This is a genomic window from Trichocoleus desertorum AS-A10 (assembly GCF_039962155.1).
GTDB lineage: Bacteria > Cyanobacteriota > Cyanobacteriia > FACHB-46 > FACHB-46 > Trichocoleus.
In genome coordinates this window covers 431198-453988 of record NZ_JAMPKN010000001.1, presented here as the reverse complement: position 1 = coordinate 453988, position 22791 = coordinate 431198, and the positions used below count along the sequence as shown (strand labels likewise).

The following is a 22791-nucleotide window of genomic DNA, read 5'->3' as shown; positions in this document are numbered from 1 at the left end:
AAAGGCAGCCATAGGGTAGCGATAGGGCAGCGATCGCGCTCAGCTAGATTACTCAGCCACAGCCCCTACATCGCCATAGAACCTACAGATCTCGATGGTTTCACAAACACATCTAAATTCTGCAAGGATTCGCTGATCGGGAGGGCAAAGCCTAGTCCTTCAATGCCTCGACTCACCATTTTTTCGGTCACAATCCCGATCACCGCTCCCTGTTGGTTGAGGAGCGGACCGCCACTGTTGCCAGGGTTGATAGCAACATCGGTTTGAATCAGGTCTCGGCTACCGATAGTCCGAATGCCACTAACAATGCCTTTGGTAACGGTGTTGGAATAAGCGATAGGATTGCCGATCGCCACTACTTCCTCCCCTACCTTGACCGCACTAAGATCGGCGATCGGCAAGGCGGGAATATGGCTAACGTCCCCTTCAAGTTTAACCAACGCGACATCAAAGGCTGCGTTGCGCTTCAGCACTCGTCCCGTTTGGGTGGAGCCATCGTACAGCTTTACTTTGACTGAGAACGAGGAACCTACGACATGTTGATTGGTCAAAATCAAACCCGATGAGTCAATCACAAAACCTGTACCGCGTCCCGTTGGCGTGCGAATCCAAACCACAGAAGGAATTGTATGGCTAGCAATTTGCTCTGTAGAAAGCGGTAGTTGCGAGCTAGGCAGAGCCGCAATTTGGTAAGTTTTGGCGGAAGTTGGGGCTAAATCTCGTCCCACAGCCTGCTGGAGTGAGGTTGTGAAACTGGGTTGAGCGAGGAGGGTCTTAAAGCTGGCTCGAATTGCTTCATAGGTGGCCGCAGGATTATCAATGCCCTCAGCTTCAGCTTGACCTGTGGTTGCCTGTCGCACAATCACTTTGTTGGTGTCGCGATCGAAGATTTCCCACTGAATCGTTCTTTGGTCTGCCGTTCTACTGTTGAAGAAAGAACTGTAAGAATTCAGTTCTACTTTGGTAATCTTGCCACCCACCAGAAATCTAACTGGTTCAGACTCCTCCATCAGTTGCTCATCAAACACCGAATGCTGCTCTGATCTACCCACGTTGTAGCCAGCATCCACCAGTTCATCCTCGATCGCTTGTAAAGCTGCATCTTCTAGCTGTTCATCCAACTGCCCAGAAGCGGTATAGCGTTGTTGCAGAATTTTGAGAACGCCTTCGTGATGTCCCCCAATGACAACACCGGGGAGAATGCCAGAGCGAATTCGAGCTACGCCAATGCGAGGCAAAACTTCAGGATTGATGCTAATAGCTGCTGCCAATGGTTCTGAAGCGATCGGACTTTGGAGCTGTCTAGGACAATTGCTCTGAGCAAGACTCTCAGAGGTGCTGCCTTGAGCTTGACTCAGCACCGCAGTTGGAGATGCAAAGGTTGGTAACGAAAATGACCAAAGTAGGAGTAGCGCAAGTAGCAGGCTCCAAAGTCCTTTCTTCATTGTGATTTTGGCTTACAGGTAGCTGGAGTTGTCCTCTAGCGATCGCGCTGACTCTGGTACTGATCCGCTCTCGGTTGCAACGACTAAAAAGCAAATATCACTTCATGCGGTTTCAGGGGGTAGCAATCACGCAGAAGTGGCTTTCAGGGGCCGAGGGCAAATAGACGCTATGAGGGTCGCGATCGCGCTAGAGGTCTAGAGCGATTCCAAAACTTTTTACACTTAGAAAATCTGGAATGTACTGAGAATAACAAATATTTATGTTTTTGATCTCACAGCTTTCACGAAATCATCTACCCGTAGGTAGAGATGACTACCGCTTTATACAACATGCCAAAAATAAATTTAGTAAAAGATTATACTTAACCTCAAATAAGCCGTAGAGGCTCAACCAAAATAGGTTGACAAAAAATGAGTGGCGATCGCACTTGATTACAAAACACTGAGGTTTTCGTAGATTTGAGAACTCGGCGATCCGTCCCAGACCCAGGTGATACAATCGTTAACCAAGCTAGGGGTGCCTGGAGCGACAGGCTGAGATCAGACCCTTAGAACCTGAACCTGGGTAATACCAGCGGAGGGAAGCTGTTTATCGAGGAACTTAATATGCGGACAGAATGGGTCGCGAAGCGTCGCGGGCAGAGCAATGTGTCTCAAATGCACTTTGCCCGTCAGGGAATGATCACGGAAGAAATGAACTACGTCGCCCAGCGCGAAAATCTTCCAGCAGACCTAATTCGGGATGAAGTGGCACGGGGTCGGATGATTATTCCGGCGAACATCAACCACACCAACCTCGAACCAATGGCGATCGGCATTGCCTCCAAGTGCAAAGTCAACGCCAATATTGGTGCATCGCCCAACTCCTCCAACATGGACGAAGAAGTTGCCAAGCTGCACCTAGCAGTGAAATATGGCGCTGATACCGTCATGGACTTGTCCACCGGAGGCGGCAACTTAGATCAGATTCGCACCGCCATTATCAATGCTTCGCCCGTACCCATTGGTACCGTTCCCATCTACCAAGCATTGGAATCGGTCCACGGCAATATTGAGCAGCTCACCCCCGATGATTTCCTGCACATCATCGAGAAGCACGCCCAGCAGGGTGTGGACTACATGACGATTCACGCCGGAATTCTGATTGAGCACTTGCCTTTGGTGAGAAATCGGATTACGGGAATTGTGTCGCGCGGTGGCGGTATCTTGGCTCGGTGGATGTTGGCGCACCACAAGCAGAATCCCCTCTACACCCACTTCGACGACATCATTGAGATCTTCAAGCGATACGATGTCTCCTTTAGCTTGGGCGACTCGCTGCGTCCCGGTTGCGCCCACGATGCCTCCGATGAAGCACAGCTAGCTGAGCTCAAAACCCTAGGCCAACTGACTCGGAAAGCTTGGGAGCATGATGTCCAGGTGATGGTAGAAGGTCCTGGTCACGTACCGATGGATCAAATCGAGTTCAACGTCCGCAAACAAATGGAAGAGTGCTCAGAAGCGCCCTTCTATGTACTTGGCCCTCTCGTTACCGATATTGCCCCTGGTTACGACCACATCACCTCCGCAATTGGAGCCGCAATGGCGGGTTGGTACGGCACAGCCATGCTTTGCTACGTCACCCCCAAAGAGCATTTGGGCTTGCCCAACGCTGAAGATGTGCGGAATGGCTTGATTGCTTACAAAATTGCAGCGCACGCAGCGGATATTGCTCGTCATCGTCCAGGTGCCCGCGATCGCGACGATGAACTCTCTAAAGCTCGCTACAACTTCGACTGGAACCGCCAGTTCGAGTTGTCGCTTGACCCCGAGCGAGCCAAAGAGTACCACGACGAAACTCTCCCCGCCGACATTTACAAAACTGCTGAGTTCTGCTCCATGTGTGGGCCTAAGTTCTGCCCCATGCAGACCAAGGTCGATGCGGACGCGCTCACCGAGCTAGAGAAGTTTCTCGCCAAAGAACCCGTGACTCAAGGCTAATTAGCCTGTTCAATACATTACGTCTCACGTAGGGGCAGGTCTCGTGCCTGCCCTTTTTCTTTGCAGCAATATTGATGTGAAGAGGGTACCTACAAGGAGCACCCCTACGGTTATGCCTGCAATTGTTTCCAGTGGACTTGGAGGTCTTGGATTGTAAATACCGCCTGGAACTTTAAGCCTTCGCGCTCGTATAGCTCCCCTCCCCCCTGCTGGCGATCGACCAGAGAGATTACTTCTTCAACGACATAGCCCGCATCACGTAGCCGCTCCACAGCTTTCATGGCCGAGCCACCCGTCGTCACTACATCTTCTAAAACTACGACAGAACTATTAGCAGGTAGGGTTAAGCCTTCAATATAAGCTTGAGTGCCATGCCCTTTGGCCTCCTTACGAATAATCAGCGGCGCGATCGCCCGTCCCTCGTAGGCTGCGACCACACTCACTGCGGTCACAATTGGGTCTGCTCCTAGCGTTAATCCAGCGACAGCTTGGGTATCCTCTGGGAGCAATGAAAGTAAAATTCGACCCACGCCAACCGCTCCATAAGGGTGAAGCGTCACCTGCTTGCCATTGATGTAATAAGAACTCTGCTGCCCTGAAGAAAGGGTGAAATTGCCTTCTTTGTAAGCAACTTCACATAGGATGTCTAACAACTGCTGACGCACTTGGGGTAAATCAGCAGTGACTAGTGAAGAAAACTCGCGAGTTTGCACTAAAATTCCGTCAGTCATGGTATGAGCAGGTAAAGTTGAAGAACCGTAAGATGCAGCAGATCACCAAGGTCTGTAGCTAATGATCTTAAACTCAAGGGTGAGTTAGTATTTAACCGAAAAATTGAGGAGTAGTGCTATGGGTATGAGGTTTAAAGGTCTAGTTAGTCTATTAGTGCTTGCTACAGCGTCCACAGTCTTTACCTCTGCCGCAGTGGCGCAAGAGCAGGTAACAGTTAGCGATCGCATTAGCACAGAAAAGCTTAACGATGCTTTTAATCGAGTTCTTTACACCAATTCAGGTAACTTTTTTAGAGAGCAAGGATTACTCAACCAGACGAATACGATTCTAGGTCAAGGGTCAATTGTTCGTAACTCTTTTGCCGAAAATCGGATTGCCCGGGACGCCCGACTCGTTAATATTCTGTATCGGGATGCGTTAGAGCAACAAGCTTCTGACGGCCCTTTGATTCGCACTCCAGACTTACCAAATCCGTACACTACATCGGTACTGGTCAACCCGACTATCTACGTCAACCGCCTGACTTCTGATGCTCTTCCTCAGGGTGGCGAGTTGCAGTTTGAAACACTGCCTCCTCGCTAAGCTATAGGGTTTGGCAAGGGAGATTCGGCAATGACACAGACGTTGATGCTGAATCTTCCTCTGAAAGGCTGCAACCTCAACCCATTAGAAATCCATACCCAAGCAGTTGCAGTGGGTTTAGAAATAGGATTTATTAATCCAGGGTGCAGGGGTCGAACCTGCCTATCGCGAATTATGAGTTCGCTGCCTCAACCGCTCGGCCAACCCTGGTTAAGCTTTTTGATTGTATCCTGATACCTAACCTTCTGTACCGAAGCCTTTGGTATCTTCTATCCATATTATGTTATGAAATAATCTTTCTCTCAATTCGCATCTTGTTTTACTTCTTCTAACGTATTTTTTCAGTGGCATCCATCTTGTAATCACATACCCCCATCATTAGCAATGAAATTAAATGCAAATGTGGCACTTACCTTAGTTCTGCTAACTTTGATGTTTGGAGCAGGCTTAGTTAGTGCTGCTTGGGGATTTGCGCTTGGTCGTCAAGCCCTCAGGGGAATTACTCAACCCGATGTCCGACCAACAAGCAAGTTGGTGGGTCGAGATAAAAATAAGCCACTGCGCCGGGAAGAGGTGATGATTCTCAAAGAAGAAGACATCTTGAAACGGGTTAAAGGTCGCATTGAGGGCAAGGATAAGGCGGAGGATGCCCCTGCTAACAAAGACCGCAGTAAAGCGTTGAGTGATGGAGCTAGCTCTGATTCAGGCTCTAAGACTGCGATCGCCCAGCCTGGATTCCCAGTTGTGGGTCGAGATCAAGATGTCAGCTTAGAAGTCGATACCGTACAGAAACAAGGTGGTTCTTTGCTGCTAAACGTCAAGATGCGGAACGAGGGCAAGCAAAACGTGCGGTTTCTTTACAGCTTTTTGAATATAACGGATCAGCGGGGACGAGCTTTGAGTGCTACCGCTGAAGGGTTGCCAGAAGAGTTACCACCCGCTAGTGGTCCATTTTCTGGTACTGTAAGTGTCCCCATGTCTTTGTTAGACGGAGCTGACAAGCTCTCGATGACTTTAACTGACTACCCAGAGCAAAAACTACAGCTGAAGCTATCTAGTATTCCAATTACCAGGTAAGTTTTGGAGTCGCTATAGCCCGTTGGTCCGGTTTTACAGATGATTGCCCCTATTGTCTTTGCGCTGGCGACGAGTAATCCCCTACCTGTCACAGGGCGAGAGGCCCTGCTACGCTTGTTGGCAGTTTTGTTGCTAATTGCGATTAATGGCTTTTTTGTTACGGCTGAGTTTTCGATTGTCTCTGTCCGGAGATCGCGCATCAATCAACTGGTAGGTGCAGGGGATGTGCAGGCTAAGACGGTCCAGGATCTGCAAAGAAGTATCGATCGCCTACTCTCCACTACCCAACTCGGCATTACGTTGTCTAGCTTGGCCTTAGGTTGGATTGGTGAGAGCACAATGGCCGTTTTAATGGCAGATTGGTTAACTCAATTACCTGTCCCTGTAGCCCTGCGCCAAACGCTAGCTCATTCTTTTGCGGTGCCAGTGGCTTTTCTACTGATTGCTTATCTGCAAATCGTATTGGGAGAGTTGTGTCCGAAGTCGGTAGCGTTGCTTTATTCGGAGCAACTTGCTCGATTTCTAGGTCCACCAAGCTTGGCGATCGCGCGCTTCTTTAATCCTTTTATCTGGGTTCTCAATCAATCGACTCGTTGGCTACTGAAGCTTGTAGGGATTCAATACACTGGACAAGGTTGGTATAACCAAGTCACCCCAGAGGAGTTGCAACTGATCATTGCTACTTCGTCAGAGTCAACGGGGTTAGAGGCTGAGGAACGGGAACTGCTCAACAATGTGTTTGAGTTTGGTGAAGTCTTGGCGGAAGAAGCAATGGTGCCTCGAACCAGCATTGCCGCTATTTCCTGCGATGCCACCTTTCAAGCAGTTCTAGAAGAAGTCGCTGCATCCAGGCATTCTTATTATCCGGTCATGGGAGAGTCCTTAGATGACATTCGCGGCATTCTTTCCTTCAAGGAATTAGCCGAACCGATGGCTCAAGGATTGCTTACTCCTGAAACTAAGATTGAGCCTTGGATTCATCCGGCGCGATTTGTCCCCGAGTACATGCTGTTGAGCGAGCTGTTGACCATGATGCAGCGATCGCGGCAAATGATGGTGATGGTGGTGGATGAGTTTGGTGGTACCTCTGGTCTGGTCACCTTAACCGATTTGGTGGCTGAGATTATTGGTGAAACGCCTGAATCTGAGAGCAGTGAAGACTTAACGGTGCAAATCTTAGAAGACCAGACGTTTTTAGTCCAGGCTCAGATGGATCTCGAAGAAGTAAATGAACTTCTGAATCTGAGCTTGCCGCTCACAGATGATTACCAAACCTTGGGCGGCTTTTTGATTGATCAAATGCAGAAAATTCCTACGGAAGGTGAGGTGCTGCTGTACAAAGGCTTGGAGTTGTCTGTGGTCTCGGCTGAAGGCCCTCGCCTGGACCAAATTCGGATTCGGCGGTTAGAAGAACCGGAAACGGAGCAATTCTTGGAAGAGCTGAATGAAGCGATCGCGGCTTCAGAGACGGCAGCAGACGAAACGCCCCGTTCCAGTCGTCAGGTAGATAGACCAAACTCAGATGCTTCCGGTCAAGAGTTTGGTTTCGATCAAGACAATTGAGCTTTGTAAGGAAGTGGATCAGCTTGTCCCAGCTCGGAAAAAGCCGCTAAACGCAAGCGGCAAGAATCGCAGATGCCACAAGCTACTGCTTCACCCGTGTAACAAGACCAAGTTTTTTCCCAAGGCACTCCCAAGCGATCGCCTAACTGGATAATTTCAGTCTTTTTTAGCTCAATCAGGGGTGAGACAATTTGAATCGGTTGTCCTTCGCGCCCCTGCTTCGTGCCTAAACGAAAAACTTCTTGCATAGCTTGAATATAGTCGGGGCGGCAATCTGGATAGCCAGAATAATCCAGGCTGTTCACCCCGATGTAAACTCGTTCTGCCTCTATAGCTTCGGCATAAGCCAGGGCAAAGCTCAAGAAAATGGTGTTGCGGGCAGGCACGTAGGTGACAGGAATGTGAGAGGCCATCTCTACTAAGGAGCGATCGCTCGGTACCGCAATGCTGTCATCCGTGAGAGCAGAGCCGCCCCAAAGACGCAGATCAAAACTCACTACCTGATGCTGGATTGCGCCTGCAACCTGGGCGATCGCAGCAGCCGATTCCAGTTCTCGGCGATGTCGTTGTTGGTAATCAAAGGAAATGGCATGACAATCGCAGCCATCGGCTTTGGCTTGATACAGCACAGTGGAGGAGTCTAACCCTCCCGACAACAAAATTACAGCTTTCACAGTCAATCTCTGCACCTCGCATTCAACCATCTCAACTATGATTCAGCATCAGTAGCTCTGGCGGAAGTAATTTTTGAGGGTTATGACAAGTTGTGGCAATCTCTAGATGCAGATGGCTAGATGAAGGAAATCATCTCCTCGTCTTGGGGCTGGTACTTTCGTTGACCACTACGGCGATCGCTGCGGTTGAGGAGATTTGCGTGGTATCAGGAACCTCAACCACGATCATATAACCGGAGAAGTTTTTGCCGCCTGTTGCGGTTAGGGCAGCCAAAATCTTGGGCATATCAGCTTGTCGCAGACGACCAGACTCGTCATAGGTCTCTAAAGCAGATAAGCAACCAATCGTTGGGTTCCAATCAGCACTCGCAGGATAGCGTTCCTTGCCGCTGAAGAAATTAGTCGCTTCCCCACTGCCATGAATGCGGAACAGCGATCGCCCTGCTTTCCCAGCCCAGTAAGTTTGCTGAATGGGAAAATAGTTACGCCAAGCAGGTGGCAGTAAAGCTTGATAAGCAGCTAACGTACCCGTGAATCGTCCTTTCTGACCAGGAAGAAACGACCGCACGCCTGACTCAAAAGGCACGAATAGTTTTACTAAAGCAAACTGACCATAAGCGCCGAAAAAATCAAAATCTGGTTGCGGCACCACGCCTTCAATCCGGTAAATCCCTTGTGGCGTTTCCCCGCGTTCAAAGTTCCAAGCTAAATCGTGGAGCGATCGCGACAACAGAGGCACCGACCAAAGCTGACCAGACTGCTGCACAAATTGCCCCGATTGATCTTTCAAAACGGCCCGACAGAGTAAGCCGCGATCGCGAGGACAGAGCACATACAGATGAGGTTGTTGGGACGCGATCGTCCATTGCAATAAATCTCGTAACGGCGGCATAGCAGGAGGATTAACGCGCTCCGCCACGTCTCGTAAAGTAGTTTGCAGCCACACATCCTGCGACCACCGAGGAAAACGTTGCCGCACGCGATCGCTGAGTGATTGCAATTCTTCTGGAGCTAAGTCTCCCTGAGCCAGAGCAGATAGCGCCATTGCTACCCACTGCGGGTCAGGGCTGCGCTCAATTGTTTGGCGAAATGCCGACTCTAAACTACCGTACCGAGCCGGGAAGTGCAGATACATCTGCGTTCCTACCTGCATAGCCATATCTACGGTACGCATTTGTGGCTGTGAGAGCTTGGGGCGACTGGTTAGAGCCAAAATTCCCTGCAACGCTTGGGCTACCTGGGCTGGTTGCGGTTCTCTCAGCGCCATAGCCCAAAGCACTGTGCGCCAATGCCGCTCATTCGCATCGGTGACGGGGTAGCGGTTGAGGTCGTAGTTTTCTGGCTGGACTAAGCGGACCTGCTTTTGCCGTTGCTCTACTCTGGCAGTGGCAGTGGCTTTCGGAACTGGGTTGGTAGTAGCGATATGAGTAGTAGCGATCGCGCCAACTCCAGGCAGCAAGCTCAAAAACATAGCCCAGACTACGAGGAGCGAGCGTTGCTTCACTGGATACAGCCACTTTGACCGAAGAAAAGCGTGCATTCGTGCCTTTAAAGATAGCCAGGGATTGCCAAATTCTACTATGCACGATAGAAAAGCACGATTTGAGCAAAACTTTACCTGAGTTTCAGGAACCTAGATTAAACTTTGGAATTCTTCATAAAGAGAGCCGCTGTGCTACTATCTGGATGGTTTGAGGCGGCTCAGTGTAGCCAATCTGCTTGATCCCTGTGGTGGTGGAGGTATAGGAGTGCAGAACAACATGTCATCGACGCATTCGAATGTCGGTTCGCAACGCAACCAGCCAGAACCCATTCGTGTGGGGGTGATTGGGGTTGGCAACATGGGACAGCATCACACCCGCGTCTTGAGTTTGCTAAAAGATGTAGAACTGATCGGTGTGTCTGATGTCAACGTGGAGCGAGGCTTAGACACAGCCAGTAAATACCGAGTAAGGTTTTTCGAGGACTACCACGACTTGCTCCAGCACGTAGATGCAGTTTGTGTGGCTGTGCCCACCCGACTCCACCATGCCGTGGGCATGGCCTGTTTACAGGCAGGCGTGCATGTGCTGATCGAAAAGCCGATCGCGGCCAGTATTGCAGAAGCTGAGTCTTTAGTGAATGCGGCAGCAGACTCTCATTGCATCTTGCAAGTAGGGCATATTGAGCGGTTTAACCCAGCCTTCCAAGAACTCAGCAAGGTGCTCAAAACCGAGGAGCTGCTGGCCCTAGAAGCACACCGCATGAGTCCTTACTCAAACCGCGCCAATGACGTGTCCGTAGTGCTGGACTTGATGATCCATGACATCGACTTGCTGCTTGAGTTGGCAGGTTCTCCAGTAACTAAGCTGACGGCGAGTGGCAGTCGCGCCTCTGACTCTGGCTACCTCGATTACGTCACAGCCACACTAGGTTTTGCTAACGGCATCGTCGCAACTTTAACCTCTAGCAAAGTCACCCACCGCAAAATTCGGCGAATTGCTGCCCATTGCAAAAACTCGCTCACCGAAGCAGATTTCCTCAGCAACGATATTTCCATTCACCGCCAGACCACCGCTGACTACATGACCGATTACGGTCAGGTGCTGTACCGCCAAGATGGTTTAATAGAGAAGGTATACACCAGCAATATCGAGCCGCTACATGCTGAGTTGGAGCACTTTGTTGCTTGCGTCCGGGGCGGCAACCAACCTTCTGTCGGAGGCGAGCAAGCCCTAAAAGCCTTGCGTTTAGCGAGCTTGATTGAGCAAATGGCTTTAGATGGTCAAGTTTGGCAAACCCAGGAGTTAGAACTAGAGCTTTCCCCCTCCTCCGCTGTGCCTGTTTAGTTGCAACTCCTGTAGAGGAGTCACATAGTACGGGCAGTAGAACTAGAGACGATCGCGGGTTTTTACGATTCTGGGTCGCTGTAAGTTTGGGAAGTTGAGCGGTCCAGAATTGTTTGTTGGAGCGATCGCTGCATCGTTTCACTCACCAGTTGATTTCCGGTTGGGCTGAGGTGAATGTGATCTCGGTAGAGCGTTTCTGGTTGGGCTACAGCATTAAAGCTGGGTAAGAAATCAACGTAGATAATCTGTTCACGCTCAGTGAAGTCTAAGAAGCGCTGCCGAGCCTTTTGTTCGTAATCACGGGGACCACCTTTGGCGGTGGTTTCTCTCAATAAAGGTGTCATAGCTAGCAATAATTGCCCGCCCTGGCTTTGGACTAAGCTGTGAATCTGTTGAATCGCAGTTAAGTTAAAGCCCACGCGATCGCCAGATTCTGCTTGCACAGCTTTGAACTTCGCTTTGAAATCTGGATTGGGCGCAGGTGGAAAGAGGTAGCGCCGCAAGACTTCTGCCAAGGCTAAAGGCGGTTTACGGTCTGGGTAATTGATATCATTACCCACTTGCAGTGAACTGGGAGCTGTAGCAAACAGATCATCCGTGTTCAGCAACAGCACAACGACTTGAGCCTCAAAGCTGCCAAAGCGTTGGAGGTAAGCCAATTCATTGCGCGGTCCCCAAGAGTTAGCCGAAGCATTCAACACTTCTACCTGCTGCCAACGGGTGCCCTGCAAGTCTGACTGTAGTTGCTGCTGCAAAATTTCGGAAATGATCTTGGTTTGGTCAGTCCACCAACCACCATTGGCCACGGAATCACCTAAGAGCAAGATTCGCAGCGTGGAGGGTGCAGCACTTGGCGCGATCGCGGGACTCCGCATGGAATATTGGTTAATGGCGATGCGATTGCCAAAGCGACGAGTTTGTTGGTTCGGCGTTAGCAGATAACCAATGTCTGGATCGGCGAGATAAATCAAGGGCTTACCAAAGCCAAAGAGTAAGCGCAAGCCAAGTTCCAATAGAATGATCAGCCCCACGAGCCCTGCCAAAAGCAGTCCTGCAATGTTCACGGTGGAAAGTTCTATTTGCAACACGAATGATTGTAAGTGAGCCAAGTTTAAACAGACCCAGCATAGACCAGAAAATTCTGAGATGCCTGAATCTCTACTTGAATGACCACGAGTTGCGATCGCCTCTAGGGATTACAACATACTACATATCATGCTACAATCCGTAGGCTCAAGTGAATCATCTCATCGTCGCGCTGCTTATTTGCCCTCACAGTTTTTTAGCCTTTGGACTAAGTAGCTGAGTAAATCATTGCTCAGCTTATTCGTACGACTTTTTCAGAGCTTGTTCATAAAATTAAGGCTCTGAAAAATCATTTTGCAGTTTCTCTAGGAAAAGTCATGGCCACCTTCCGGGATGTCCTCGGCTATTACCGTCGCTATTGGCCTACAGCCGCCTTTAGTATCACTGCCTCCAGTGCCTTCGAAATTATTGATCTTGGAGTGCCCTACGCGATCGGCCAAATTTTGAATGTGCTCTCGCAGGAACCGCTAGATCCCTTTATGCAAGATCTGGTGGCGCTTGTCGCCAGCTTAGTGCGCCTACCTGACCAGCGCTTCCTAGAGTTAGCAGTGCTGTTGGGTGTCATCTTCATCATTACAGTGGTACGAGCACCCATCCAGCCCTGGATTGGTAGTTGGTTTCATTGGGATATTGCGCTCCGTAGCCGCCGCGATCACTCTAGGGGGGTGCTGGAAAAAATTCTGACCCTGCCGTTAGAGTTTTATGACGAAAACAATCCAGGCCGCATTGCGGGTCGGGTGGCAAGAGGCTTAGCAAACCATACCTGGAGCTACCCAGAAATCGCTGGGCAACTAATTCCTAAGTTGTTTCGGGTGCTGGGCATCTTTGTAGTCATTTGGTTGATTGAGTGGCGCATTGCGATCGCCTTCTTGGTCTCGTTTATTTTTATTCTGAGCTTCACGTTTGCTCATCTAGAACGACTGATTCAGCGAGAAGAAATTCTCGATCGCTACCAGGAGAACACAGAAAGCCGAACTTCAGAAGTAATCACCAACATCAAAACGGTGAAGGCATTTGCTACAGAAGCAACCGAGCTAAAGCGACAGTCGCAACGCCTAGACCGAGAGCTAAAAGTGGTAGAGTACCGCATTCACGAGGGTTATACCCGTTTGGGAACTTGGCAGCGCCTAGTAGTGCAAAGCTGCGTGTTCTTTATTCTGGCTTTTACGCTAGTGGCAACGGTGGGCGGCAAAATTTCTCTAGGGCACTTTGTCACTCTGCTAACCGTTTCTAGCATGGCTTACTCAGAGCTAGAACCGATTAGTAACTTGGCCGAGACCTTTGCGCGGCGCTATGCCTCCATGCTGCGATTCCATGAGTTTATGCAGTTACCCGTTGGGTCTGATGCAGGCAGTTTGCAGCCCCCGTCCGAGCAAGATGCGGCTTACTCATTTACAGGCAAAGTGGAGTTTTCCCATCTCACCTTTGGCTATCATCGCGATCGCCCTGTGCTGCAAGACATTAACTTGTTGATCGAGCCTTACCAAACCGTGGCGCTAGTCGGTCGCTCTGGTTCTGGTAAATCCACTTTGGTCAAGCTGCTCTTTCGCTACTTCGAGCCGAGCCAAGGCTCTGTGTTGATGGATGGGGAGAACATCAGCACATTGGATGTGACTCAGTACCGAAAACGGTTGGCGATCGTGCATCAAGAAGTAGATGTTTTTAATGGCACCTTGCTCGACAATCTGCTTTACGGCAATCACCAAGCCAGTTTTGAACAAGTACAAGAAGCTTGTCGCATCGCTCAGTGCGAAGAATTTATCCAGCAATTACCGCAGCGTTACAAAACAATCGTGGGAGAGCGAGGCATGCGGCTCTCTGGCGGTCAGCGACAGCGCTTAGGCATTGCCCGTGCCCTCTTGGCTGAACCAGATGTCTTGGTCTTTGACGAAGCTACCTCTAGCCTCGACTACGAATCGGAGCGAGCCATTCAACTGGCTATGCGATCGATTCTCGGCACCCGCACCACCATCATCATTGCTCACCGTCTGAGCACAGTGCGAGAGGCAGACAAAATTGTAGTCCTCGATCAAGGCTGCATTGTGGAAATGGGTAGCCATGATGAACTTCTGCAACAAGCAGGAATTTATCGCCGTTTGCACTCCTTGCAAGAAACCGGAGAGCTAATTTAGCCAAGGGTCAGTTAAGCACAAACTAGACAAGAACCGCTAGAAGCGATCGCCCAGGCTCATCGCGCCATTTTAATGAAAGGGAGAGAAAGGAGGAGGTTATCATCAACTAAATAGCCTCCACCTTTGCTTTAAAAATCTTTGATTCATACTTCGCCTTAGGGCAACTTGTGATTGTTTTGTTTGCTCCAACTCATCCCTTGGCGATCGCCGAACCTGGTCCCCTCTTAGGGAATGTGCAATTCGACCTGGCCATTTTGGTAGTCATGCTGCTGTTATCAGCCTGCTTTTCTGGCTCTGAAACAGCGATTACTGCCCTTGATAACTTGAAGCTACGAGCTTTGATCAAAGAGCAAGGCGACCCCGATCGCCTTTTTCGCTTAGTTCTGGAGAAGCGGGCTCGCTTTATTACCACCCTGCTGGTGGGCAATAACTTAGTTAACAACTTCTCTGCAATTCTCACCAGCAATCTATTTGCCATTTGGCTAGGGAATGCTGGGATTGGGGTCGCTACCGCTGTTGTCACTTTCCTGGTACTAATTTTTGGCGAGATTACGCCAAAATCCATCGCTATTAATAATGTGATGCCAGTATTCATCTTGGCCGTTCGGCCTATTTACTGGCTCTCAGTGATTTTGCTGCCCATCATTTATTTTTTTGAGGCGATCGCTCAAAGCGTGGTGCGCTTGTTCCAGGAAAGTTCCGCCCAGCAAGGCGAGTCACTTCAAGATTTGCAACTGATGATCGAGATCTTGGGCGGCAAAGGTCAACTCGATCTCCACAAACATCAACTCCTCAATAAAGCTTTGATGCTCGATCGCGTCACGGCACGAGACGTAGTTAAGCCGCGAGTAGACATGCAAACGATTTCTCAAGCAGCCACGCTACAAGACTTGGTGAATTTTTGCCTAGAAACGGGCTATTCACGCATCCCAGTCCAAGAAGAGTCGAAAGATGAAATTGTTGGCATTGTGCATCTAAAGCGGGCTCTGCAACAGTTGAAACAACTGCGAAAAGCAGGGCAGGATAATGGCCTAGTTACAGAAGCGATGGACCCGCCTGTTTACATTCCTGAGAGCAAGCGAGTCACCGACCTGCTGAAAGAGATGCTGCAACAACAGTTTCACATTGCCATTGTGGTTGACGAGTATGGCGGCACAGTAGGCTTAGTAACCTTGGAAGATATTCTGGAGCAGTTGGTAGGGGAAATTTACGACGAAAGCGACTTTCCCGCCCGCTCTAAGGCAGCTAAAAGGCTAGGTCTCCTTTCCGGCAACCGTTCTAGTTCTTAGAGCAATGGCAGAGAATGAATAACGCCCATCTCGATGAACTCTAGGCATTCCAGTTCGGCTACAGTCTACGGAATTTTTTTAAGAAGTACTTGATTTCCCAAATCGTTGTGTTAATATAGGTTTCCGTGGGTGAACGGGTCGGTGCCCGAGTGGTTAATGGGGGCGGACTGTAAATCCGCTGGCTACGCCTACGCTGGTTCAAATCCAGCCCGGCCCATCCACGGAACGCACAAACCAAGTTCTTGATCTTGTGCGTTTACTAATGCCCGTGTGGCTCAGTGGTAGAGCACACCCTTGGTAAGGGTGAGGTCACGAGTTCAATCCTCGTCACGGGCTCTTTAGCTAAATATCAAAAAGTTGCGGCAGAGCAAATTTGTTTCTGCCGCAACTTTTTGCTGGCTGATAGTTTTTTGTACGTCGCGCAGGCATCTCGCTTTATGGTTTAGACCAATTCCTAAAAATCGGGCTACAAATGATTGGCTGTAGGGGCGAACGGCCGTTCGCCCCTACGAATATCTGTAAATAGAATTTAGAGAATTGGTATCAGATGCTTATAGCTATGTGAGCAAGCTAATTAAGCTAGAAAACCGCATCAGAGGCGCAAAAGGCGATCGCCCACTGTGGCCTTTTGCACTTTCGTACAAGATGCAAAGAACTTTACTAAAAGCGCCCCAGGTAGGATTCGAACCTACGACCATCTGCTTAGAAGGCAGATGCTCTATCCACTGAGCTACTGGAGCTAGCAACAATCAAGTTTGGCATTCGCCACAACATCAGACTGCAAGTTTCTGACAGCCCTAAAGTAATAGTATCAGAAGGAGTCACAGTTAGGTCGTGGGACAACTCGTGAACCTTAATTTAGATGCTCAGCTAATCGTTCATGACAAAGCTTGATCTAAATACACCAGCTCACGTAAATTTTATCTGTATTTTAAGGGAAAGCTAGAGTCGAGCAGCTTAACCGCTCGATGGGGTAGCACCTAGAACGGATTGATAGTAAATGTACGCTAAAAACCAGATAATGAAGCGTTGACTGAGGTAGTGTGTTAAGCAACGCGATCGCCACCTATGACCTTGGCCGCTATGACATTGGCATAGTAGGATGTCGTGACTAAGAAATGCATCGCCTGTAAGCCATCATTTCTGCACTAGCATGCTGTATATCAAAAGAGTTGCTCGGTTATTCCCCGCACAGCATCCCCGACCCGGATAGGAGTCAATTGGCAGCGTCATGTTTATTCTAAAAAGGCAGGATGTTGAAATATCAAGCGTTCAGCATCCCAAGCGGGATCAACAGATTCTGATTCTCCATTATCAGGGGCAAACCTTTCGCTTGATTAGTGTCTTTAATGCCAGTCAAGAAGAAGAGGCAAAAGCCTTTTGGCGAGACCTCACTGACAACCGTGGCAAAGCTTGTGTGCTGCTAGAAGAACCAGAGCGATATAGTGTCTGGGGCAAAGTTCGCATAGAACAGTTGGCAAGCGAGGGCGCTATTGCGGGAGATGCGACCGCCTCTTTCTTTACTCAAGCAGGCCTGCTAATTTTGCAAGCTCTCTACATTGACATTGAAGACTTGCTAGGGAGCCGACAAGCAGGCCTATTCCAAAAAGATATTACGGAAGTTTTGCGCCAGTGGCGGTTCCCCCAAGCAGAATCCCCAGAAGCAATCAATTATTTGCTGACTATGGACCCTGTGAGTGCCTTGCAACTACCACCTTGGCAAGAGCATCATCTCAATACACTGATGCAGGAGCTGCATCGCCTTGGCAAAGCCTATTTCGGTAATGCTACGTTTGCAGAGCGGGCTTTAGAGGCTTTGCAGGATATGTCTGCTGGAGACCGTGGTCAATTTCTGCAATGGCTGGGCCAGTCTCCGGTAGGGAAATTGTGGCAATAGCCTTAAGAATGTTTGATCACAGCCCCATAACCGACAGGGATGTGCGACGCTTGCAGACAATCTCGGTATTGCTGCCCTTTCCATTATTCAATTGCCAGTTACCCGGTTTTGACCTTCCATGAGCAGCCCTTCAAATAAGTCCGTTAGCCCTAAATCCCTCCTGTCAGTCCAAACGATTGTTCTCAGTGCGGTGAGTTGGGCTGTGCTAGCCCTCCTCTTCTTCTTACTGTTCAGCACTTCAGCACCCGGAGAAGAGCGCCCAGCTTGGTATGCCATTGGGACTTATATTTTTGAAGAGGTGGCCTATCTGGGAGCGGCGGTACTGTGCCTGAGAAATTGGCGCAGTCCCCAAATCGTGAGTGGTCGCAATGTCTGGCTAGGGATTGGCCTAGGGATGCTGTCTTATTTTCTGGGAAACTTGGTGTTGGGCTATTGGGAACTGGGCCTGAAGCAAGATCCTACGGTGTCGCCCGGTGACTTATTTTTTGTAGCGACTTATCTCTTCCTTGGTTGGGGCATGCTGTTAGCGGTGCTCTCCAGACGCTTGAACTTAGAGAATTGGCAGTGGATAGTCGTTGGCGCGATCGCAGTTATTGGTGGATTGTTGGCTTGGCTGATCGCTGCACCTACCCAAACGGCTCAATCATTCCTGATGCCGCCTGCGATCGCGCAAACCGCCCCAGCCCCAAAAACTGCTGCACCACCCAAAGCGGTGAAGGCACCTGCGCTAAAGCCAGGTCAATCCGCAGCCCCAGCGTCAACGCCTGCTCCAGCCACTTCGTCAACGCCAGCCACAACCGATCAGAAGGATGTACCTGCTTGGGTGACGAGCGTAGAGGAGACGTTAGCTCCTTTAGAAACTATCTTGGGCTGGTTCTATGTCGTCAGTGACTTGGCTTTGCTGATCATTGCCACTGTTTTGCTACTGGCGTTTTGGGGTGGGCGTTTTTCGCAATCTTGGCGCATGATTGCAGCTGCAGCCTTCTCGCTTTACATTGCTGATATTTGGCTCGGATATGCTCAAAAACACATCCCCAATTACCAAACAGGTAGCTTGCCGGAAGTATTTTGGGTGTTTAGCGGGGTGCTATTTGGCATTGGGGCAGCGCTAGAACATGACTTATCTACCCGATCGCGGCGAACCGGAGGCCGAAGACGAGCTTAACCACAGCTCCTAATCAATCCGGACGTAAAATGGTGGCGATCGCATCTAGAATTTATCTCCCTCTGTCGTCAAGGTACGACATAGAATAGATGAAGCTAGTTCTGTCATGAACAGCACACTCAGCTTTGCTAGGTTGGCACCGAGAAGGTGCATCTTTTCTAGCTAAGCGAGCGCTCCGTTGGAGAGCAAAATATTCCTTCCTCTTTTAATGTTGATGGCTAAACAATTTAGCCAGTGATTTTTCTTTCTGAAGCGGTGGCATGACTCCAAGAAAACTGTCTGAGTCGGATAAACAAAACATCTTGCATCTGTATCGGCATCCAGGAGAGACAACTTCGACCCTGGCAGAGCGCTATGGAGTCAGCAACACGACAATTAGCCGTGTTTTAAAGAGTCTGTTGCCTGAGCATGAATATGAAGCACTCGTGCAACAAAAGCGAGCGGCCCGTCCTCAAGCAGGCTTTGCAGAATTTGCTGCGGAACTAGCCTTTGAGGAATTTGAAACAGCGCCTGTAGAAGAGCCTGTTCAAGAGCCTATAGAGGTGAGTGAAGCTGCGATCGCTCAACCAGACATTTCAGTAAAAGCCGTAGAAGTAACCACAGAAGTAGAAGTAGCTGTAGAAGAGTTTATAGAGGTAAGTGAAGCCGCGATCGCTCAGCCTAAAATCTCGGTAGAAGCTGTAGAAGTAGCCGCAGAAGTAGCCGCAGAAGTAGTGCCTGTGGAAACGGTAGAAGCAGTTGCCACTTCAACGCCAAAGCCAGCGATCGCACCACCGATTACGCGACGACAGCGTAAACGTTCCGGTGCTGTTGATGAAATATCAGCAAACGAGTCTGAGCCTACTTCTGAACCACCGGAAGTAGTAGAGGCGCAGCTACAGCTTTTAGAAGTTCCTTCGGTTGCGCCGGAAGTTGAGAAAAAACCAACGAAAGCGCCACCCATAAAAGTCGCGGCAGCGCCAATAGAAGCTGAGCCGAATCTAGGGTTTACAGAAGCAAGCTTGTCGGCAGATCTGCAAGCGCAGGCCGCTGAGTTGGTTGACTTAGACGACGATGATGATCTTGACGACGACGACCTCGATGACGATGACCTCGATGATCTTGATGACGAGGATGAAGACGACGATGACGATGATTTAGATGATGCTGATGCCTTCATGGGAGGGCAGCTTCAAACTCAAGCGTTTGTACGAGTTTTGCCGTTAGCGGATGCCTCGATTCCCAAAACTTTCTACTTAGTTGTAGATCGAATGGCGGAATTGATTACTCGACCCCTCCGGGAGTTTGGAGATTTAGGACAGATTCCTAGCGAAGATGTTCAAGCGAAAACCTTGCCCATCTTTGACAATCACCGAATTGCTCGTCGCTTTTCTAAACGCAATCAGCGAGTCATCAAAGTTCCTGATGGCAGAGTGCTACCGAAAGTTAGCGTCTATTTGCAAGCGAAGGGCATTACTCGCCTGCTGATTGATGGCCAGGTGTACTCGCTCTAATAGATTACTGAGTTAATCGTTTAGTCAGGCACGGTCTAGTTCCACTGGATCTCACCTAAGTATGCAATTTTTGGTGCAGCTCTTCTGCGACCCGTTTTAGGCGTCGGAGTTGCGCCTGCATGTCTTCTTGAGTCCAGGTGGCGGCAAAGGTGTTGAAGCCGAATCGCACGAAGGCGTTAGGGATTTCGAACTCAAAACGATTGAGCAAATAGGTACCCCGGTCATTCGGATTACACTCCCAGCGATCGCGGCCATGAAAAAAACCGTCGAACTCCCAAACTACTAAACCAGGTTCGCGAGCAGCAACTACGCTACTCAAACTAGGCTGTAGGAAAGGAATCTGAATCACAAAACGGCTACGGCTACCAACGTCCGTACTCCACTCGCCTACGGGTTCGCAGCGCAGAGCAGGATTGAGCCAACGGTGCATCAAGCTGAGATCTGTAATGCATCGCTCTACAGCGGTGGCACTGGCGTTGATTTGAACAGACTGCTCGAAACTTTGCTGAAATGGCATTCGGCGCTGATTGGTCTTTTTCAGGGTGGGAATAGAACGCATCCTACCGCTATTACTAAACGACTTAAACATTCAGAAGAAGCAAGCCACCGATTGGCTCCAGCAACTGTTGACTCGTCTACTCTAGCGAGAACCCACCTGCTTCAGCACGCACGACCATTTCATCGAACTAGTTCACTAAATAAGTTCACAGTTGGTTGTTATCTGCGTAAAGATTGTCAATCAAACTCACCTTTGCCTAAGGTTTTTGGGCTAAGTCTTGAATAATCGTTAAAAATCAACGAATCCTAGCTTTTTACGTCTTAATTCTCCATATAGATAGATGAAAAAGCCAGAATTGGAGCTTACTTTATCAATGTTTAGTTCTACGTCGCCCAGCTTGTACTTTGCTAGCCGGATGACAGTAGAAACGTGGGGTGCTACGTAAGCTAATTCTCACAAATGAATCTATCGTGCAAAAGTCGTGTTCTTACTGGACTGAGGGGCTAAAGCTAGCTCAGGAATTATGATTAGAACTTGGCAAGAATTTACACAAATCGTCAACACATCTGTACCAATACCGCAACTTAACCTCCTATTGGCACAGGCTCCAGCGACTTCTCCCCCAGCGACAACTACAGCACCACAAGCGGACCCAGGGGCTTACCCCACGGGTGCAGACAGTTTCCTCCAGGGAATTGGCCTGAGTTTGGGCACTTCAATTCCAGCTTTAATCAAAGCTCTGCTGATTTTGGTAGTGGGGCTGCTCATTGCAGCGCTGGTCGCAGCCGTGGTTCGGGGCTTATTGAACCGCACCGATATAGACAATAAATTAGCCGCGCGTGTCATCCGCCACCAACCAGGAGCGCGACCACCCAACGTAGAAAAATGGGTAGGAGACGCTGTTTTTTGGCTAATCGTCGTGTTTACGGTTGTGGCCTTTTTACAGGCGCTCAACCTAACCGCTGTTTCTCAGCCTTTAAACACCTTCCTCGACCAAATTTTGCGCTTCCTGCCTAAGCTGGCAGGGGCTGGGATTTTGCTGGCGATCGCTTGGGCGCTGGCAACGGTGGTCAAGCTGATTGTGACGCAGGGACTCCATGCATTTGGCTTAGATCAACGGTTGGGTGAACAAATCAATGAACCACCCGCTAACCCAGATGCCCCGGATGCACCTGGTGCCACTCGACCGATTGCACCGCCGCCGTCTGATCCGCCATTTTCGTTGAGCGAAACGATTGGCAACGCGTTGTACTGGTTTATCTTTCTGCTGTTTCTCCCAGCGATCTTAAATACGCTGGAGTTGCAGGGGACGTTGCAACCTGTACAACAACTGTTGAATGAGATTTTGGCGATCCTGCCCAATATCTTGGCCGCAGTTCTGATTGGAGCAGCGGGTTGGCTGATTGCTCAGGTAGTTCGCCGGATCGTGACGAATCTGCTGGCAGCGGCCGGAACCGATCGCATTGGGACGCGCTTTGGGTTGAGAGGCACGACTGGGACTGGTGGCCAATCGCTGTCTTGGATTATCGGCACGATTGTCTATGTTTTAATCTTGATCCCAACGGCGATCGCGGCTCTGAATGCGCTGCGGATTGATGCGATTTCTCAGCCAGCCATTTCGATGCTGACTCAGATCCTCAATGCCATCCCCCAGATCTTCACGGCAGCCTTGATTCTGGCGATCGCTTATGTGATTGGGAAGTTTGTAGCTGATCTGGTCACTAATATCCTGACCAGCCTCGGCTTCAACAACATCTTCTACTGGCTAGGGCTACAACCAACTCCCTACTCAGCACCTCCAGTTCGTCCGACAGATGAATCCCCTGTGATTCAAGAGTTGGGTCAAGTTAGCCCCACTACTCCTAGAACTCGGACTCCTTCGGAAGTGGTTGGGATTGTAACGTTGGTTGGCATTTTGTTGTTTGCCACGGTGGCAGCGACAAATGTCCTCAACTTTGCAGGTCTCACCCTGATTGTGACTGGGTTACTAGTGGTCTTTGGCCGCATCTTGTCTGGTTTGGTGGTGTTCGCCATTGGTCTTTACTTAGCGAACTTGGCCTTCAACTTGATCGCAAGCTCTGGCAACGCTCAAGCTAGAGTTTTGGCGCAAACCGCTCGGATTGCCATTATTGCTTTTATTTCGGCCATGGCTCTACAACAAATGGGTATTGCGCCGAATATTGTCAACTTGGCGTTTGGTCTGTTGCTAGGAGCCGTTGCCGTGGCGATCGCACTGGCCTTTGGTCTGGGTGGTCGAGACATTGCGGCTCAACAAACCAGAGAGTGGTTAGATTCGTTCAAGTCGAAACGCTAACGATTACCTAACCCCCAACTCCTTCCCTATACGGA

At 49.7% G+C, this 22791-nt stretch carries 17 protein-coding genes, 4 tRNA genes and 1 riboswitch; of the genes, 13 read left to right on the top strand and 8 right to left on the bottom strand.

All coding sequences use genetic code 11. The features are described from left to right. Positions 1–65 precede the first annotated feature (65 nt). Positions 66–1445, bottom strand: coding sequence for a S1C family serine protease (locus NDA01_RS02015; RefSeq protein WP_348226679.1), 1380 nt, complete (start codon positions 1443–1445; stop codon positions 66–68). 503 nt (positions 1446–1948) lie between these two features. Then, a riboswitch (TPP riboswitch) is annotated at positions 1949–2045 on the top strand. Between the two features lie 6 nt (positions 2046–2051). Between NDA01_RS02015 and thiC the strand changes: the two genes are divergently transcribed. Further along, the gene (gene thiC, locus NDA01_RS02010) at positions 2052–3425 is read left to right on the top strand and encodes a phosphomethylpyrimidine synthase (RefSeq protein ID WP_190433867.1); all 1374 of its coding nucleotides are present in this window, start codon (positions 2052–2054) and stop codon (positions 3423–3425) included. 110 nt (positions 3426–3535) lie between these two features. Here the strand turns inward: thiC and pyrE are convergent, their stop codons facing one another. After that, positions 3536–4156, bottom strand: a complete 621-nt coding sequence (pyrE, locus tag NDA01_RS02005) for an orotate phosphoribosyltransferase (protein ID WP_348226678.1) — start codon at positions 4154–4156, stop codon at positions 3536–3538. Positions 4157–4274: 118 nt separating this feature from the next. On the opposite strand from pyrE, the gene NDA01_RS02000 reads away from it, so the two are divergent. Further along, positions 4275–4739, top strand: coding sequence for a hypothetical protein (locus tag NDA01_RS02000; protein ID WP_348226677.1), 465 nt, complete (start codon positions 4275–4277; stop codon positions 4737–4739). A 137-nt stretch (positions 4740–4876) separates the two neighbouring features. Here NDA01_RS02000 and NDA01_RS01995 read toward each other — a convergent pair. Next, a tRNA-Ile gene (locus NDA01_RS01995) sits at positions 4877–4949 on the bottom strand. Between the two features lie 174 nt (positions 4950–5123). Between NDA01_RS01995 and NDA01_RS01990 the strand changes: the two genes are divergently transcribed. Beyond that, positions 5124–5816, top strand: a complete 693-nt coding sequence (locus tag NDA01_RS01990) for a hypothetical protein (protein WP_190561529.1) — start codon at positions 5124–5126, stop codon at positions 5814–5816. Positions 5817–5855: 39 nt separating this feature from the next. Next, positions 5856–7379: a hemolysin family protein gene (locus tag NDA01_RS01985; RefSeq protein ID WP_348226676.1), complete on the top strand. Its 1524-nt coding sequence runs from the start codon at positions 5856–5858 to the stop codon at positions 7377–7379. Here NDA01_RS01985 and queC read toward each other — a convergent pair. Further along, the gene (gene queC / locus NDA01_RS01980) at positions 7367–8053 is read right to left on the bottom strand and encodes a 7-cyano-7-deazaguanine synthase QueC (RefSeq protein ID WP_348226675.1); all 687 of its coding nucleotides are present in this window, start codon (positions 8051–8053) and stop codon (positions 7367–7369) included. The genes NDA01_RS01985 and queC overlap by 13 nt on opposite strands. A gap of 130 nt (positions 8054–8183) precedes the next feature. After that, a complete protein-coding gene (locus tag NDA01_RS01975; RefSeq protein WP_348226674.1) occupies positions 8184–9593 on the bottom strand; it encodes a hypothetical protein in 1410 nt (469 codons plus the stop codon). A 220-nt stretch (positions 9594–9813) separates the two neighbouring features. Between NDA01_RS01975 and NDA01_RS01970 the strand changes: the two genes are divergently transcribed. Then, a complete protein-coding gene (locus NDA01_RS01970; RefSeq protein ID WP_190433877.1) occupies positions 9814–10881 on the top strand; it encodes a Gfo/Idh/MocA family protein in 1068 nt (355 codons plus the stop codon). 62 nt (positions 10882–10943) lie between these two features. Here NDA01_RS01970 and NDA01_RS01965 read toward each other — a convergent pair whose 3' ends face one another. Next, a complete protein-coding gene (locus NDA01_RS01965) occupies positions 10944–11969 on the bottom strand; it encodes an SGNH/GDSL hydrolase family protein (protein ID WP_431193291.1) in 1026 nt (341 codons plus the stop codon). 315 nt (positions 11970–12284) lie between these two features. Between NDA01_RS01965 and NDA01_RS01960 the strand changes: the two genes are divergently transcribed. The 4 genes from NDA01_RS01960 to NDA01_RS01945 all read left to right on the top strand — a co-directional run bounded on the left by NDA01_RS01960 (position 12285) and on the right by NDA01_RS01945 (position 15724). After that, positions 12285–14099, top strand: coding sequence for an ABC transporter ATP-binding protein (locus NDA01_RS01960; protein WP_348226673.1), 1815 nt, complete (start codon positions 12285–12287; stop codon positions 14097–14099). Positions 14100–14266: 167 nt separating this feature from the next. Then, positions 14267–15388, top strand: coding sequence for a hemolysin family protein (locus tag NDA01_RS01955; RefSeq protein ID WP_348226672.1), 1122 nt, complete (start codon positions 14267–14269; stop codon positions 15386–15388). Positions 15389–15523: 135 nt separating this feature from the next. Beyond that, positions 15524–15605 (top strand) — tRNA-Tyr (locus NDA01_RS01950). 47 nt (positions 15606–15652) lie between these two features. Further along, positions 15653–15724: transfer RNA gene (locus NDA01_RS01945), tRNA-Thr, on the top strand. 331 nt (positions 15725–16055) lie between these two features. Here NDA01_RS01945 and NDA01_RS01940 read toward each other — a convergent pair. Beyond that, positions 16056–16128 (bottom strand) — tRNA-Arg (locus NDA01_RS01940). Positions 16129–16619: 491 nt separating this feature from the next. On the opposite strand from NDA01_RS01940, the gene NDA01_RS01935 reads away from it, so the two are divergent. The 3 genes from NDA01_RS01935 to NDA01_RS01925 all read left to right on the top strand — a co-directional run bounded on the left by NDA01_RS01935 (position 16620) and on the right by NDA01_RS01925 (position 19943). After that, complete coding sequence (locus NDA01_RS01935; protein ID WP_190554630.1) at positions 16620–17285, top strand: Npun_F0813 family protein; 666 nt, start codon at positions 16620–16622, stop codon at positions 17283–17285. A gap of 118 nt (positions 17286–17403) precedes the next feature. Then, the gene (locus NDA01_RS01930) at positions 17404–18450 is read left to right on the top strand and encodes a hypothetical protein (RefSeq protein WP_348226671.1); all 1047 of its coding nucleotides are present in this window, start codon (positions 17404–17406) and stop codon (positions 18448–18450) included. A gap of 260 nt (positions 18451–18710) precedes the next feature. After that, positions 18711–19943 carry a transposase gene (locus tag NDA01_RS01925; RefSeq protein WP_348226670.1) on the top strand — a complete coding sequence of 411 codons (1233 nt, stop codon included), beginning with the start codon at positions 18711–18713 and terminating at the stop codon, positions 19941–19943. Positions 19944–19998: 55 nt separating this feature from the next. Here the strand turns inward: NDA01_RS01925 and NDA01_RS01920 are convergent, their stop codons facing one another. Then, a complete protein-coding gene (locus NDA01_RS01920; RefSeq protein ID WP_431193290.1) occupies positions 19999–20502 on the bottom strand; it encodes an SRPBCC family protein in 504 nt (167 codons plus the stop codon). A 463-nt stretch (positions 20503–20965) separates the two neighbouring features. Between NDA01_RS01920 and NDA01_RS01915 the strand changes: the two genes are divergently transcribed. After that, positions 20966–22756: a mechanosensitive ion channel gene (locus tag NDA01_RS01915; RefSeq protein WP_348226669.1), complete on the top strand. Its 1791-nt coding sequence runs from the start codon at positions 20966–20968 to the stop codon at positions 22754–22756. Positions 22757–22791 lie beyond the last annotated feature (35 nt).